Annotated in this window: 10 protein-coding genes; 6 read left to right on the top strand and 4 right to left on the bottom strand. The window is 54.7% G+C overall.

All coding sequences use genetic code 11. From position 1 onward, the window contains the following. Positions 1 to 362: 362 nt before the first annotated feature. Positions 363 to 800, bottom strand: a complete 438-nt coding sequence (locus OGX67_RS04245) for an acetyltransferase (RefSeq protein WP_086504752.1) — start codon at positions 798 to 800, stop codon at positions 363 to 365. 156 nt (positions 801 to 956) lie between these two features. On the opposite strand from OGX67_RS04245, the gene metA reads away from it, so the two are divergent. From metA to aceK, 4 genes are all read left to right on the top strand, one after another. After that, complete coding sequence (metA, locus tag OGX67_RS04250; RefSeq protein ID WP_086504753.1) at positions 957 to 1,886, top strand: homoserine O-acetyltransferase MetA; 930 nt, start codon at positions 957 to 959, stop codon at positions 1,884 to 1,886. 268 nt (positions 1,887 to 2,154) lie between these two features. Next, on the top strand, positions 2,155 to 3,756 hold the full coding sequence (gene aceB, locus OGX67_RS04255; protein ID WP_086504754.1) for a malate synthase A: 1,602 nt from the start codon (positions 2,155 to 2,157) through the stop codon (positions 3,754 to 3,756). A gap of 31 nt (positions 3,757 to 3,787) precedes the next feature. Next, positions 3,788 to 5,092 carry an isocitrate lyase gene (gene aceA / locus OGX67_RS04260; RefSeq protein WP_003031609.1) on the top strand — a complete coding sequence of 435 codons (1,305 nt, stop codon included), beginning with the start codon at positions 3,788 to 3,790 and terminating at the stop codon, positions 5,090 to 5,092. Positions 5,093 to 5,194: 102 nt separating this feature from the next. Continuing rightward, positions 5,195 to 6,943, top strand: coding sequence for a bifunctional isocitrate dehydrogenase kinase/phosphatase (gene aceK, locus OGX67_RS04265; protein WP_003031611.1), 1,749 nt, complete (start codon positions 5,195 to 5,197; stop codon positions 6,941 to 6,943). A gap of 21 nt (positions 6,944 to 6,964) precedes the next feature. Here aceK and iclR read toward each other — a convergent pair whose 3' ends face one another. Further along, a complete protein-coding gene (gene iclR, locus OGX67_RS04270) occupies positions 6,965 to 7,789 on the bottom strand; it encodes a glyoxylate bypass operon transcriptional repressor IclR (RefSeq protein WP_003844677.1) in 825 nt (274 codons plus the stop codon). A 194-nt stretch (positions 7,790 to 7,983) separates the two neighbouring features. On the opposite strand from iclR, the gene metH reads away from it, so the two are divergent. Together metH and OGX67_RS04280 are read left to right on the top strand one after the other, a co-directional pair. Next, positions 7,984 to 11,667 (top strand): methionine synthase, encoded by a 3,684-nt coding sequence (metH, locus tag OGX67_RS04275; RefSeq protein WP_204584282.1) that lies wholly within the window; start codon positions 7,984 to 7,986, stop codon positions 11,665 to 11,667. Positions 11,668 to 11,906: 239 nt separating this feature from the next. Beyond that, positions 11,907 to 13,538 (top strand): Na/Pi cotransporter family protein, encoded by a 1,632-nt coding sequence (locus tag OGX67_RS04280; RefSeq protein ID WP_257651912.1) that lies wholly within the window; start codon positions 11,907 to 11,909, stop codon positions 13,536 to 13,538. A gap of 65 nt (positions 13,539 to 13,603) precedes the next feature. On the opposite strand, the gene pepE is transcribed toward OGX67_RS04280, so the two are convergent. Together pepE and OGX67_RS04290 are read right to left on the bottom strand one after the other, a co-directional pair. Then, complete coding sequence (pepE, locus tag OGX67_RS04285; RefSeq protein ID WP_106108074.1) at positions 13,604 to 14,293, bottom strand: dipeptidase PepE; 690 nt, start codon at positions 14,291 to 14,293, stop codon at positions 13,604 to 13,606. 110 nt (positions 14,294 to 14,403) lie between these two features. Next, positions 14,404 to 14,682: an addiction module antidote protein gene (locus tag OGX67_RS04290; RefSeq protein ID WP_257651911.1), complete on the bottom strand. Its 279-nt coding sequence runs from the start codon at positions 14,680 to 14,682 to the stop codon at positions 14,404 to 14,406. Positions 14,683 to 14,802: the final 120 nt, after the last annotated feature.

Raw genomic sequence — 14,802 nt, forward strand, 5'->3', positions numbered from 1 at the left:
AGAAGTGAAACGCCGTAGCGCCGATGGTAGTGTGGGGTCTCCCCATGCGAGAGTAGGGAACTGCCAGGCATCAAATAAAAGCGAAAGGCCCGGTCGAAAGACCGGGCCTTTTGTTTTATCTGTGGTCTGTCGGTGAGCGCTCTCCTGAGGAGGACAAATCCGCCGGGAGCGGATTTGAACGTTGCGCAGCAACGGCCCGGAGGGTGGCGGGCAGGACGCCCGCCATAAACTGGCAGGCATCAAATAAAGTGAAGAAGCCCATCCTGACGGATGGGCTTTTTTGTGTGTGTGCGGGGTAAAACCGCCGGGCTGAACGTATTGTGCAGGCCTGATAAGTGCAGCGCATCAGGCAATAAGTACGGCTACCCGTGTACGAGGTTGAGTAACGGGTATGCTCGTCCGAGATCGTCCACCTCTGTACGTCCCGTCACAGTAAATCCCATCTTCTTATAGAATCCAACTGCCTGCTCATTCTGTTCATTAACGTTGGTTGTCAGCGTTGAACTCATTGATAAAGCATGTTCAATTAGCAGTTTACCAACGCCACTACCACGCACATCCGGATCGACAAACAACGCATCCATATGCTGATCGCTCAGAAGCATAAAGGCGACAGGCTCATCTTGTTCTGTCACTGCAACCCATAGCAGAGCTTCTGGTAAAAATGAACTTACCAGCTCTTCCAGCTCAATCCGATACTCCGCAGAGAGGAAACGGTGCGTCGCATCGACAGAACGACACCAAATAGATATGAGCTTATCACCTTCGTCCTTACGCGAACGACGAATGGTAAAGGGCATAGCATTCTCCTTTTATCTTTACTGCACTATTCTACAGCAAGGGCCGTGAAACTTTCTCAACTTGAGGATGCAGGCTCGACATTCGCATGATTCCTGGGTATCTTCAGCTATCTGGATGTCTAAACGTTTAAACGTATGTAGTGAGGTTATCAGGTTATGCCAATTCGCGTGCAGGACGAGCTACCCGCCGTCAATTTCTTGCGTGAGGAAAACGTCTTTGTGATGACGACATCCCGCGCTTCCGGTCAGGAAATTCGACCACTGAAGGTGCTCATCCTCAACCTGATGCCCAAGAAGATTGAAACGGAAAACCAGTTCCTGCGCTTACTGTCTAACTCACCGCTACAGGTAGATGTTCAGCTATTGCGCATCGATGCTCGCGAGTCACGTAACACCCCTACGGAGCATCTGAATAACTTTTACTGTAATTTCGAGGATATCTGCGAGCAGAACTTTGACGGACTGATCGTGACCGGCGCGCCGTTGGGTCTGGTTGAATTTAATGACGTGGCTTACTGGCCGCAGATTCAACAAGTGCTTGAATGGGCGAAAGATCACGTTACCTCAACGCTATTTGTTTGTTGGGCGGTGCAGGCCGCGCTGAATATCCTGTACGGAATTCCTAAGCAAACCCGTACGGACAAACTCTCAGGCGTCTATGAGCACCATATTCTGCATCCTCATGCGCTGCTGACGCGTGGATTCGATGATGCGTTCCTGGCTCCGCATTCGCGCTATGCCGATTTTCCTGCTGCGATTATTCGCGACTACACCGATCTCGAGATTTTTGCTGAAACCGAAGAGGGAGATGCCTACCTGTTTGCCAGCAAAGATAAACGAATTGCCTTTGTGACGGGCCATCCGGAATATGATGCCCATACGCTCGGCAGTGAGTATTTTCGTGACGTCGAAGCGGGCCTAACGCCGGAAGTGCCCTATAACTACTTCCCGAAAGATGACCCGCAAAACAAACCGCGGGCAACCTGGCGTAGCCACGGTAATCTGTTGTTTACCAACTGGCTCAACTATTACGTCTACCAGATCACGCCATATGATCTGCGTCACATGAATCCAACGCTGGATTAATCTTCTGTAGCAGACGATCCTTAAGCGTTTCAGCATATTGAATCAGGCACCTTCGGGTGCCTTTTTTATTTCCGAAACGCACCTCACGGTGTAATTAAATTTTATTTATATTGTTATCAATAGGTTAATTGATAATTAAATTAAAAATGGAAATTGTTTTTGATTTTGAAATTTAAATGAGTAGTCTTAGTTGTGCTGAACGAAAAGCGCACAACGATCCTTCGTTCGCATTGGGGATGTGTTTGGATCAATGACGAGGAACTACACAATGAATCAACAGGCAACGACAACCGATGAACTGGTCTTCACCAGGGCGCGTGGCGAACAGGAGCAACAAATTCTGACCGCTGAAGCAGTAGAGTTTCTGACTGAACTGGTGACAAGATTTACGCCAAAACGCAATAAACTTCTGGCTGCACGTATTCAGCAGCAGCAGGATATTGATGACGGTAAGTTGCCTGATTTTATTTCGGAAACAGCTTCCATTCGTGAGGGTGACTGGAAGATTCGCGGTATTCCTGATGATTTACTGGATCGTCGCGTAGAGATAACCGGACCCGTTGAGCGCAAGATGGTTATCAACGCGCTGAACGCGAACGTCAAAGTCTTTATGGCTGACTTCGAAGATTCGCTGGCTCCTGAGTGGAGCAAAGTTATCGACGGGCAGATAAACCTGCGCGATGCGGTCAATGGCACCATTAGCTATACCAACGAAGCGGGTAAAATTTACCAGCTCAAACCTAATCCGGCTCTGTTGGTATGCCGCGTTCGTGGTCTGCATCTGCCGGAAAAACACGTCACCTGGCGTGGCGAATCCATCCCGGGCAGCCTGTTCGATTTTGCCCTCTATTTCTTCCACAACTACAAAACGTTGCTGGCAAAAGGTAGCGGCCCTTACTTCTACCTGCCAAAAACGCAGGCCTGGCAAGAAGCAGCATGGTGGAGCGAAGTGTTCAGCTATGCAGAAGATCGCTTTAACCTGCCGCGCGGCACCATCAAAGCGACTCTGCTGATTGAAACGCTGCCGGCCGTCTTCCAGATGGACGAAATTCTGCACGCCCTGCGTGACCATATTGTGGGTCTGAACTGCGGTCGCTGGGACTACATTTTCAGCTATATCAAAACGCTGAAGAACCATCCGGATCGCGTGCTACCGGACCGTCAGGTGGTGACGATGGATAAGCCATTCCTCAGCGCCTATTCGCGTCTGCTGATTAAAACCTGTCATAAACGTGGCGCATTCGCGATGGGCGGCATGGCAGCGTTCATTCCCAGCAAAGATGCGGAACGTAACAATCAGGTTCTGACCAAGGTAAAAGCGGACAAAGCGCTGGAAGCCAATAACGGTCATGACGGCACATGGATTGCCCATCCGGGACTGGCAGATACCGCAATGGCGGTGTTCAACGACGTGCTCGGTGAAAACAAAAATCAGCTGTTCGTGACCCGTGAAGAAGATGCGCCGATTACCGCAGAACAACTGCTGGCGCCTTGTGAAGGTGAGCGTACTGAAGAAGGCATGCGCGCCAACATTCGTGTTGCGGTGCAGTACATCGAAGCGTGGATCTCCGGTAACGGCTGCGTACCGATTTACGGTCTGATGGAAGATGCGGCCACTGCCGAAATCTCCCGTACCTCCATCTGGCAGTGGATCCACCACCAGAAGACGCTCAGCAACGGCAAGCCGGTTACCAAACCGCTGTTCCGTCAGATGCTGGCCGAAGAGATGCTGGTGATTCAGGACGAGCTGGGCGAACACCGCTACAGCAGCGGGCGTTTTGACGATGCCGCGCGCCTGATGGAGCAAATCACTACCTCTGATGAATTGATCGATTTCTTGACCCTGCCAGGCTACCGCCTGCTGGCGTAATCCACCACATAACAATATGGAGCATCTGCACATGAAAACCCGTACTCAACAAATCGAAGAATTACAGAAAGAATGGACTCAACCGCGCTGGGAAGGCATCACCCGTCCATATAGCGCGGAGGAAGTGGTGAAATTACGTGGCTCGGTCAACCCGGAATGCACGCTGGCTCAGCTTGGCGCGGCGAAAATGTGGCGTCTGCTGCACGGCGAATCGAAGAAAGGTTATATCAACAGCCTCGGCGCGCTGACTGGCGGTCAGGCGCTGCAGCAGGCGAAAGCCGGTATTGAAGCGGTCTACCTTTCAGGCTGGCAGGTGGCGGCAGATGCCAACCTGGCATCTAGCATGTACCCGGACCAATCGCTGTATCCGGCGAACTCCGTCCCGGCAGTGGTGGATCGGATCAACAACACATTCCGTCGCGCCGATCAGATCCAATGGTCAACCGGTATTGAACCGAACGATCCGCGCTATGTGGATTACTTCCTGCCGATCGTTGCCGATGCGGAAGCGGGTTTTGGCGGCGTACTGAACGCGTTTGAACTGATGAAATCGATGATTGAGGCTGGTGCAGCGGCCGTTCACTTCGAAGATCAGCTCGCATCGGTAAAAAAATGTGGTCACATGGGCGGCAAAGTTCTGGTGCCGACTCAGGAAGCTATCCAGAAACTGGTGGCAGCCCGTCTGGCAGCCGACGTCATGGGTGTTCCGACGCTGGTTATTGCGCGTACTGATGCTGACGCAGCCGATCTGATAACGTCTGACTGCGACCCATACGACAGCGAGTTCATCACCGGCGAACGTACCAGCGAAGGGTTCTACCGTACGCATGCGGGTATTGAGCAGGCGATCAGCCGTGGTCTGGCCTATGCACCTTATGCGGATCTGGTGTGGTGTGAAACCTCCACGCCGGATCTCGAACTGGCGAAGCGCTTTGCCGATGCGATTCACGCGAAATTCCCCGGCAAACTGCTGGCCTACAACTGTTCGCCGTCATTTAACTGGCAGAAAAACCTGGACGACAAAACCATTGCCAGCTTCCAGCAGCAACTGTCGGATATGGGTTACAAATACCAGTTCATTACCCTGGCGGGCATCCACAGCATGTGGTTCAACATGTTCGACCTCGCACACTCCTATGCGCAGGGTGAAGGCATGCGCCACTATGTTGAGAAGGTTCAGCAGCCAGAATTTGCGGCGGCTAAAGACGGTTACACCTTCGTGTCCCATCAGCAGGAAGTGGGTACAGGCTACTTCGACAAAGTCACTACTATCATTCAGGGCGGCGCTTCCTCGGTGACCGCGCTGACCGGCTCGACCGAAGAATCGCAGTTTTGATTAATGCCCGGTGGCGCTGTGCTTACCGGGCCTACGAAGGGATGTAGGCCGGATAAGCGAACGCGCCATCCGGCATGACGTTGTGCCGGATGGGAGAAGTCGATGACGCGTGGCCTGGAATTACTGATTGCTCAGACGATTTTGCAAGGTTTCGACGCCCAGTACGGGCGTTTTCTGGAAGTCACCTCCGGCGCGCAGCAGCGTTTTGAACATGCCGACTGGCATGCGGTTCAGCAGGCGATGAAAAGCCGTATTCACCTTTACGATCATCACGTAGGTCTGGTGGTGGAGCAGTTGCGCTGCATTACAGACGGCAAAAGTACCGACGCGGATTTTTTACTTCGCGTGAAAGAGCATTACACCCGGCTACTGCCGGATTACCCGCGCTTCGAGATTGCGGAGAGCTTTTTTAACTCCGTTTACTGTCGGTTATTTGACCACCGCTCGCTGACTCCCGAGCGGCTGTTTATTTTCAGTTCTCAGCCAGAGCGTCGTTTCCGCACGATCCCACGCCCGTTGGCGAAAGACTTTTTTCCTGATACCGGCTGGGAGTGGCTGCTAACTCGCGTCCTTAGCGATCTTCCCCTGCGTCTTCCATGGCAGAATAAACATCGTGATATCCACTACATCATCGAACACCTGACCGAAACCCTGGGAACGGATGTGTTGCCAGGCTGCCATTTACAGGTGGCGAATGAACTGTTTTATCGTAACAAGGCCGCCTGGCTGGTCGGTAAGCTGATTACCCCTTCTGGAACGCTGCCGTTTTTACTGCCAATCCACCGGACAGACGAAGGTGAGTTGTTTGTCGATACCTGCCTGACCACGACGGCGGAGGCGAGCATTGTGTTTGGCTTCGCCCGCTCCTACTTTATGGTGTATGCCCCGCTGCCCGCGGCACTGGTGGAGTGGTTGCGCGAGATCCTGCCCGGTAAAACCACCGCTGAATTGTATATGGCGATTGGCTGTCAGAAGCATGCAAAAACGGAAAGTTATCGGGAGTATCTGCTCTACCTGGCCAACTGTGATGAGCAGTTTATTGAAGCGCCGGGGATTCGCGGTATGGTGATGCTGGTGTTTACCCTGCCGGGCTTTGACCGGGTGTTTAAAATCATTAAAGACAAATTTGCGCCGCAAAAAGAGATGTCTGCCGCCCACGTCCGCGCCTGTTATCAACTGGTCAAAGAGCACGATCGTGTGGGGCGGATGGCTGACACCCAGGAGTTCGAGAATTTTGTGCTGGATAAACGGCAAATCGATCCGGCGCTGATGGCGCTGTTATTGCAGGAAGCCCCGGAAAAAATTACCGATCTTGGCGATCAGATTGTCATTCGCCATCTGTATATCGAACGACGGATGGTGCCGCTGAATATCTGGCTGGAGCAGGTCGAAGGTCAACAACTGCGCGATGCCATTGAAGAGTACGGCAACGCGATTCGTCAGCTGGCCGCCGCCAATATTTTCCCCGGCGATATGCTGTTTAAGAACTTCGGCGTCACCCGTCACGGGCGCGTGGTGTTCTACGATTACGATGAAATCTGCTACATGACGGAGGTTAATTTCCGTCATATCCCGCCGCCACGCTACCCGGAAGATGAGATGAGCGCTGAGCCGTGGTACAGCGTATCGCCTGGAGATGTCTTCCCGGAAGAGTTTCGCCACTGGCTATGTGCCGACCCGCGTATCGGACCGCTATTTGAAGAGATGCACGCTGAGCTGTTCAGCGCCGACTACTGGCGTGGTCTGCAAACGCGGATTAAAAACGGGCATGTGGAAGATGTTTACGCTTACCGACGCAAACAGCGTTTCAGCGTGCGTTATGAAACAGACCGTAGGCCGGGTAAGGCGTAGCTGCCACCCGGCAACCCCATCTTAACGAAATCCGCCGTACGCCAGCGTCACTTCTTTCGCCGCTTTGATTGCCATGGCGCCGAACTCGGTCACGCGATCGTCGGTAATACGCGAAATGGGTCCGGAGATGGAAATCGCGGCGAACGGCTCGCGGTGCTCGTCATAAATGCACGACGCCACGCAGCGCAGACCCAGCGCATGTTCCTCATCATCAAAGGAATAGCCGCGCTTGCGCGTCTGGGCCAAATCCTCTTTCAGATGCACTGGCGACACCAGCGTGGCGTGGGTATAAGCGTGTAGTCCTTTGCGGTGCAGCAACCCTGTCACCTGTTCTTCGCTCAGTTGGGATAAAAACGCTTTGCCCGCCCCGGAGGCGTGCATCGGCAGTTTGCCGCCGATAGGCGCGGACATGCGCATCAGTTGGGTGCACTGCACCTGGTCGATAATAATGGCCTGATGATCGCTTTGATCCAGCACGGCGAGGTTGACCGTCTCACCGGAGTCTTCCATCAGCTTGCGCAGGATCGGATGCACAATCGCCAGCAGATTACGACTTTGCAAAAAGCTGCTGCCGACGATAAACGCATGTGCGCCCACGGCCCAATGCCCTAATTCACCGACCTGGCGAACAAATCCCTGCTGCTGCATGGTGGTCAATAATCGGTGAGTCGTGGAGTTTGGCAGGCCGGCCTGCTGCGCCAGCTCGGTCAGCGCCACGCTGCCGTTGGATTCCGCAATCCACTCCAGTAGCTTCAGGCCGCGCGTCAGGGACTGAACCTGCCCGGTTGCGGGCGCAGTAGTAGCGGCGGGTTTTCTACCGCGTTTCGCGGGAACGGGGGCAACCATGGCAGACTCCTTTTCTGTATCGTGGAAATCATTTTCGTTTTATTCAATTATAATGCAAGAATTCCTGTACTGATCGGATGAGTGAAGCTGAACATGTCTCATGTTAGCCGTTGTTCTCTTTTCCGCCTCTCAGGTTTGTGCCAGTATGACCTGTTGAGTTTTTTCGGTCTGGTTGAGCGTTGTCGGGAGCGAGTGTGAGCAGCAAAGTAGAACAATTACGTCAGCAGTTAAATGAACGTATTCTGGTGCTGGACGGCGGTATGGGCACCATGATCCAGGGATATCGTCTGAGCGAAGAGGATTTCCGCGGCGAACGCTTTGCCGAATGGCCGTGCGATCTGAAAGGCAACAACGACCTGTTGGTGCTCAGCAAACCGGAGGTGATCGCCGCGATTCACAACGCCTACTTCGAGGCGGGCGCGGACATCATCGAAACCAACACCTTTAACTCCACGACTATCGCCATGGCGGATTACCAGATGGAATCCCTGTCGGCGGAAATCAACTTTGCGGCAGCCAAACTGGCGCGCGCGGCGGCAGATGAATGGACGGCACGCACGCCGAACAAACCGCGCTACGTCGCGGGCGTGCTTGGCCCAACCAACCGTACGGCGTCTATCTCGCCCGACGTCAACGACCCGGCTTACCGCAATATTACCTTTGATCAGCTGGTGGCCGCCTACCGCGAATCCACCAAAGCGCTGGTGGAAGGCGGCAGTGACCTGATCCTGATTGAAACCGTTTTCGATACCCTCAACGCCAAAGCCGCTATTTTCGCGGTTAAAACTGAATTCGAAGCGCTGGGCGTTGAGCTGCCGATTATGCTCTCCGGCACCATCACCGACGCTTCCGGGCGTACGCTCTCCGGCCAGACCACCGAAGCATTCTACAACTCCCTGCGCCACGCCGATGCGCTGACTTTTGGTCTGAACTGTGCCTTAGGCCCGGACGAACTGCGCCAGTACGTGCAGGAACTGTCGCGTATTGCCGAATGCTACGTTACCGCGCACCCGAACGCCGGGCTGCCGAACGCCTTTGGTGAGTACGATCTCGATGCCGACACCATGGCGGCGCAAATCCGCGAATGGGCCGAGGCGGGCTTCCTGAATATTGTTGGCGGCTGCTGCGGCACCACGCCGGAACACATCGCCGCCATGAGTCGCGCAGTGGACGGACTGCCGCCACGCCGCTTGCCGGAAATCCCGGTTGCCTGCCGCCTTTCCGGCCTTGAGCCGCTGAACATCGGCGACGACAGCCTGTTTGTGAACGTCGGCGAGCGTACCAACGTTACCGGTTCGGCGAAGTTTAAACGCCTGATCAAAGAAGAGAAATACAGCGAAGCGCTGGATGTCGCCCGTCAGCAGGTGGAAAGCGGCGCGCAGATCATCGATATCAACATGGATGAGGGGATGCTCGACGCCGAAGCGGCGATGGTTCGTTTCCTCAACCTGATTGCCGGTGAACCGGATATCGCCCGCGTGCCGATTATGATCGACTCCTCGAAATGGGAAGTAATCGAAAAAGGGCTGAAGTGCATTCAGGGTAAAGGCATCGTTAACTCCATCTCGATGAAAGAGGGGGTTGAGACCTTTATCCATCACGCGAAGCTGCTGCGTCGCTACGGTGCTGCAGTGGTGGTGATGGCCTTTGACGAGCAGGGCCAGGCCGACACCCGCGCGCGTAAAATTGAGATCTGCCGTCGGGCGTACAAGATTCTTACCGAAGAGGTGGGCTTCCCGCCGGAAGATATTATCTTTGACCCGAACATCTTTGCCGTCGCGACCGGGATTGATGAACACAACAACTACGCGCAGGACTTTATCGGGGCCTGTGAAGACATCAAACGCGAACTGCCGCACGCGCTGATCTCCGGCGGAGTTTCTAACGTTTCATTCTCGTTCCGTGGCAACGACCCAGTACGTGAAGCCATTCACGCAGTATTCCTCTACTACGCCATTCGCAACGGTATGGACATGGGGATCGTCAACGCCGGACAACTGGCAATTTACGACGACCTGCCCGCCGAGCTGCGCGATGCAGTTGAGGACGTGATCCTCAACCGCCGTGACGATGGCACCGAACGACTGCTGGAGCTTGCTGAGAAGTATCGCGGCAGTAAAACCGACGACACGGCGAATGCCCAGACGGCGGAGTGGCGCAGTTGGGACGTGAAAAAGCGCCTCGAATACTCGCTGGTGAAAGGCATAACCGAGTTTATTGAGCTGGATACCGAAGAAGCTCGCCAGCAGGCTGCGCGCCCGATCGAGGTGATTGAAGGACCGCTGATGGACGGCATGAACGTGGTTGGCGACCTGTTCGGCGAGGGCAAAATGTTCCTGCCGCAGGTGGTGAAATCCGCCCGCGTGATGAAGCAGGCGGTGGCGTACCTCGAACCGTACATTGAGGCCAGCAAAGAGAAAGGCTCCAGCAACGGCAAAATGGTCATCGCAACCGTGAAGGGCGACGTGCACGATATCGGTAAAAATATCGTCGGCGTAGTGCTGCAATGTAACAACTACGAAATCGTCGATCTTGGCGTGATGGTGCCCGCGGAGAAAATCCTCAGAACGGCGCGTGAAGTGAATGCCGATCTGATTGGCCTTTCCGGGCTGATTACCCCATCGCTGGACGAAATGGTCAACGTGGCGAAAGAGATGGAGCGTCAGGGCTTCACTATTCCGCTGCTGATTGGCGGCGCGACCACCTCGAAAGCGCACACCGCAGTGAAAATTGAGCAGAACTACAGCGGCCCGACGGTGTACGTGCAGAACGCCTCGCGTACCGTTGGCGTCGTCGCTGCGCTGCTCTCTGACACCCAGCGTGATGACTTTGTCGCCCGTACGCGTAAAGAGTATGAAACCGTGCGTATCCAGCATGCGCGTAAGAAACCGCGTACTCCGCCCGTAACGTTACAGGCTGCCCGCGACAACGATCTGGCCTTTGACTGGGAAAACTACACCCCGCCGGTGGCGCACCGTCTGGGCGTACAGGAAGTGGAAGCCAGCATCGAAACCCTGCGCAACTACATCGACTGGACGCCGTTCTTTATGACCTGGTCGTTGGCCGGGAAATATCCGCGAATCCTCGAAGATGAAGTAGTGGGCGAAGAGGCGAAGCGCCTGTTCAAAGATGCCAACGACATGCTGGATAAACTCAGCGCTGAGAAGACGCTGAATCCGCGTGGCGTGGTGGGTTTATTCCCGGCCAACCGCGTGGGTGACGACATCGAGATTTACCGTGACGAGACGCGTACGCACGTCATCAACGTGAGTCATCACCTGCGCCAGCAGACGGAAAAAGTCGGTTTCGCCAACTACTGCTTGTCTGACTTTGTTGCGCCGAAACTGAGCGGTAAAGCGGATTACATCGGTGCTTTTGCGGTCACTGGTGGTCTGGAAGAAGACGCGCTGGCAGATGCTTTTGAAGCGCAACATGACGACTACAACAAGATCATGGTGAAAGCGATCGCTGACCGTCTGGCGGAAGCGTTTGCAGAATATCTGCATGAGCGCGTGCGTAAAGTCTACTGGGGCTATGCGGCGAATGAGAATCTCAGTAACGAGGAGCTGATCCGCGAAAACTACCAGGGGATTCGCCCGGCACCGGGCTATCCGGCGTGTCCGGAACACACCGAAAAAGCCACCATTTGGGAACTGCTGGACGTGGAGGCGCATACCGGGATGAAGCTCACCGAATCCTTCGCCATGTGGCCAGGTGCGTCGGTTTCCGGCTGGTATTTCAGTCATCCGGACAGCAAGTACTACGCTGTGGCGCAAATCCAGCGCGATCAGGTTGAAGATTATGCCTTCCGTAAAGGGATGAGCGTGGCAGAAGTGGAACGCTGGTTAGCGCCGAACCTCGGCTACGACGCCGACTGATTCACAAAACTGTCATCTTTCTTTACAACAAACAGGGCGCTCAATGAGTGCCCTGTCTCTTTATTACGTTTAAACCCTTATACTGAAAGAAGGTTCGCGAGCGCTATTTGCCGACTGGCGGCGTAAACGCCTTATCCGGCCTACAAGGGACATTCTGTAGGCCTGATAAGCGCAGCGCCATCAGACACGCTATCTGCGCCGAGCCCAGGAACATATAACGATAAGGAGTACCTGATTCCGTGTTAACTCTGTTACACCTGCTTTCTGCCGTCGCGATGCTGGTTTGGGGTACGCATATTGTGCGTACCGGCGTGATGCGCGTCTTCGGCGCCCGCTTGCGTACCGTGCTCAGCCGTAGCGTTGAAAAGAAGCCGCTCGCCTTTTGTGCGGGTATCGGCGTGACTGCGCTGGTGCAAAGCAGCAACGCCACCACCATGCTGGTGACCTCGTTTGTTGCACAAGATCTCGTGGCGCTGACTCCTGCGCTGGTGATTGTGCTCGGTGCCGATGTGGGGACCGCGCTGATGGCGCGTATCCTGACCTTCGATCTCTCCTGGCTGTCGCCACTGCTGATTTTTATCGGCGTGATCTTCTTTCTCGGCCGTAAGCAGTCCCGCGTGGGGCAACTGGGGCGGGTCGGTATTGGACTGGGGCTGATTTTACTGGCGCTGGAGCTGATTGTGCAGGCGGTAACGCCGATCACCCAGGCTAACGGCGTACAGGTTATTTTCGCCTCGCTCACCGGCGATATCATGCTGGATGCGCTGATTGGCGCCATGTTTGCGATTATCAGTTACTCCAGCCTGGCGGCGGTACTGTTGACGGCAACGCTGACCGCGGCAGGCATTATCTCGTTCCCGGTAGCGTTGTGTCTGGTGATTGGCGCCAACCTCGGCTCTGGTCTGTTGGCGATGCTCAACAACAGTGCTGCGAATGCTGCAGCCCGTCGTGTGGCGCTCGGCAGCCTGCTGTTTAAGCTGGTGGGGAGCCTGATTATCCTGCCGTTTGTTCATCCGCTGGCCAATCTGATGGATGAACTGCCGCTGCCGAAATCTGAACTGATTATCTACTTCCACGTCTTCTACAACCTGGTGCGCTGCGTGGCGATGGTGCCGTTCGCTGAACCGATGGCGCGTTTTTGTAAGCGCATCATCCGCGATGAACCGGAGCTGGACGCGCATCTGAAACCCAAGCATCTGGACGTCAGCGCGCTCGATACGCCAACGCTCGCGCTCGCCAATGCCGCCCGTGAAGCACTGCGTATTGGTGATGCGATGGAACAGATGATGGACGGGTTGAAGAAGGTGATGCACGGCGAGCCGCGCGAAGAGAAAGAGTTGCGCAGGATGGCGGATGACATCAACGTGCTGTACACGGCGATTAAACTCTATCTGGCACGGATGCCAAAGGATGAACTGGCGGAAGAGGAATCACGCCGCTGGGCGGAGATTATCGAAATGTCGCTCAACCTCGAACAGGCTTCCGATATCGTCGAGCGTATGGGGAGTGAGATTGCCGATAAGTCGCTGGCCGCCCGTCGGGCATTTTCGGTGGAAGGGCTGAAAGAGCTGGATGCGCTTTACGATCAGCTGCTCAGCAATCTACAGCTGGCGATGTCGGTATTCTTCTCTGGCGATGTGACCAGCGCCCGTCGTCTGCGCCGCAGCAAGCATCGCTTCCGTATTCTCAACCGTCGTTATTCGCACGCGCACGTTGATCGTCTGCATCAGCAGAACGTGCAAAGCATCGAGACCAGTTCCCTGCACCTTGCGCTGTTGGGCGATATGCAGCGTCTGAACTCGCTGTTTTGCTCCGTGGCCTACAGCGTGCTGGAACAGCCGGATGAAGACGATGAGCGGGATGATTATTGAGTGAGGTGAAGCGGTAGGCCGGATAAGGCATTTATGCCGCCATCCGGCATCAGACAACAAATCAACTAAAAGCAGTGGCCTGCTTCAACAGCAACCGCCTCTTCACCCGCTTTAAAGATATACGTGGTGTTCGGGCCGCCGAGCACGGACTTACCGTTACTCACCTTGATCCAGTTACCTTCCGGCAAGCCAATCACCGTCAGCTCCGGTGCCACAACCAGCAGTTCGCGGATACGCTGTTCACGCGTTTCGCCTTTGTGGCCTTCCGGCAGCGCGTTGGTGAAATGTGGGTTAATCTGCAGCGGGAACAGACCCAGCGCATCAAAGCCTTTGGGATCGACAATCGGCATGTCGTTGGTGGTGCGGATGGTCTGGCAGGCAAGGTTGGAACCCGCGCTCCAGCCGATGTACAGCGCACCGCGTTTGACGACATCCACGATCGGCGCCAGCAACCCGCGCTCACGACTCTCTTTCAGCAGCTGGAAGGTATTCCCGCCGCCGACAATCACCAGCTCGGCGTTTTCAATGGCTGCAATTGGATCGGTAACGGTATGAATACCGGTAACGTTAACGCCCATTGGCGCAAAGATGGCTGCCGTTTTCGCCGTGTACTCATCCCAGGTTTGCGTCACGCCGGCGAACGGAATAAACACTGCCGTACGGCGACCATTCAGTTGCTCTGCGATCAGCGGCAGCGCATGTTCCATCCAGCCTTTGCCCGGCAGCGTCGAGTTACTCAATAAAAGCAGTTCCATCATTTCTCCATGTAATCAGAAAATTACAAACCGCGCTAATGCTACCACTATCAGCCTGACGCCTTACTGATATGGCTCACGATGTTGGAAGTGAGAGATAGAAGCTGGGACTATTTTCTAAGTGTCAATCCAATACCGAGCGCCTTCATCACTGCCAGCGTGGTTTTCAGCGTCGGGTTTCCTTTCTCACTAAACGAGCGGTAGAGTTGTTCGCGGGATAATCCCGTTTCTGCCGCGATGTTCGCCATTCCTTTAGCGCGTGCCACCACGCCCAACGCTTTTGCAATGTACGTTGCATCGCCTGTTTCGAGGGCATCCGCCATAAATACAGCAATTTCTTCATCATCAACCAGCGCAGCAGCGGGATCGTACTGAGTAAGATTATTCATGGCGGAAGGTCTCCTGATAGTCCAGTGAACGGGCGAGCATTCTCCAATAGGTTTAACATCGCCAGCTAAACCATTCGGCAGTCGAAAAAGTCGTGCGGCAATGAGCGTTTTGGCCCTGCG

It is taken from the genome of Citrobacter sp. Cf118 (assembly GCF_030334095.1).
GTDB classification, from domain to species: domain Bacteria; phylum Pseudomonadota; class Gammaproteobacteria; order Enterobacterales; family Enterobacteriaceae; genus Citrobacter; species Citrobacter freundii.

What these genes read in the sequence shown, in the direction of transcription:
- OGX67_RS04245 (WP_086504752.1), bottom strand. Translation starts at nt 800, where the DNA reads ATGCCCTTTACCATTCGTCGTTCGCGTAAGGACGAAGGTGATAAGCTC.
- aceK (WP_003031611.1), top strand. Translation starts at nt 5,195, where the DNA reads ATGACGCGTGGCCTGGAATTACTGATTGCTCAGACGATTTTGCAAGGT.
- metA (WP_086504753.1), top strand. Translation starts at nt 957, where the DNA reads ATGCCAATTCGCGTGCAGGACGAGCTACCCGCCGTCAATTTCTTGCGT.
- iclR (WP_003844677.1), bottom strand. Translation starts at nt 7,789, where the DNA reads ATGGTTGCCCCCGTTCCCGCGAAACGCGGTAGAAAACCCGCCGCTACT.
- aceB (WP_086504754.1), top strand. Translation starts at nt 2,155, where the DNA reads ATGAATCAACAGGCAACGACAACCGATGAACTGGTCTTCACCAGGGCG.
- aceA (WP_003031609.1), top strand. Translation starts at nt 3,788, where the DNA reads ATGAAAACCCGTACTCAACAAATCGAAGAATTACAGAAAGAATGGACT.
- OGX67_RS04290 (WP_257651911.1), bottom strand. Translation starts at nt 14,682, where the DNA reads ATGAATAATCTTACTCAGTACGATCCCGCTGCTGCGCTGGTTGATGAT.
- pepE (WP_106108074.1), bottom strand. Translation starts at nt 14,293, where the DNA reads ATGGAACTGCTTTTATTGAGTAACTCGACGCTGCCGGGCAAAGGCTGG.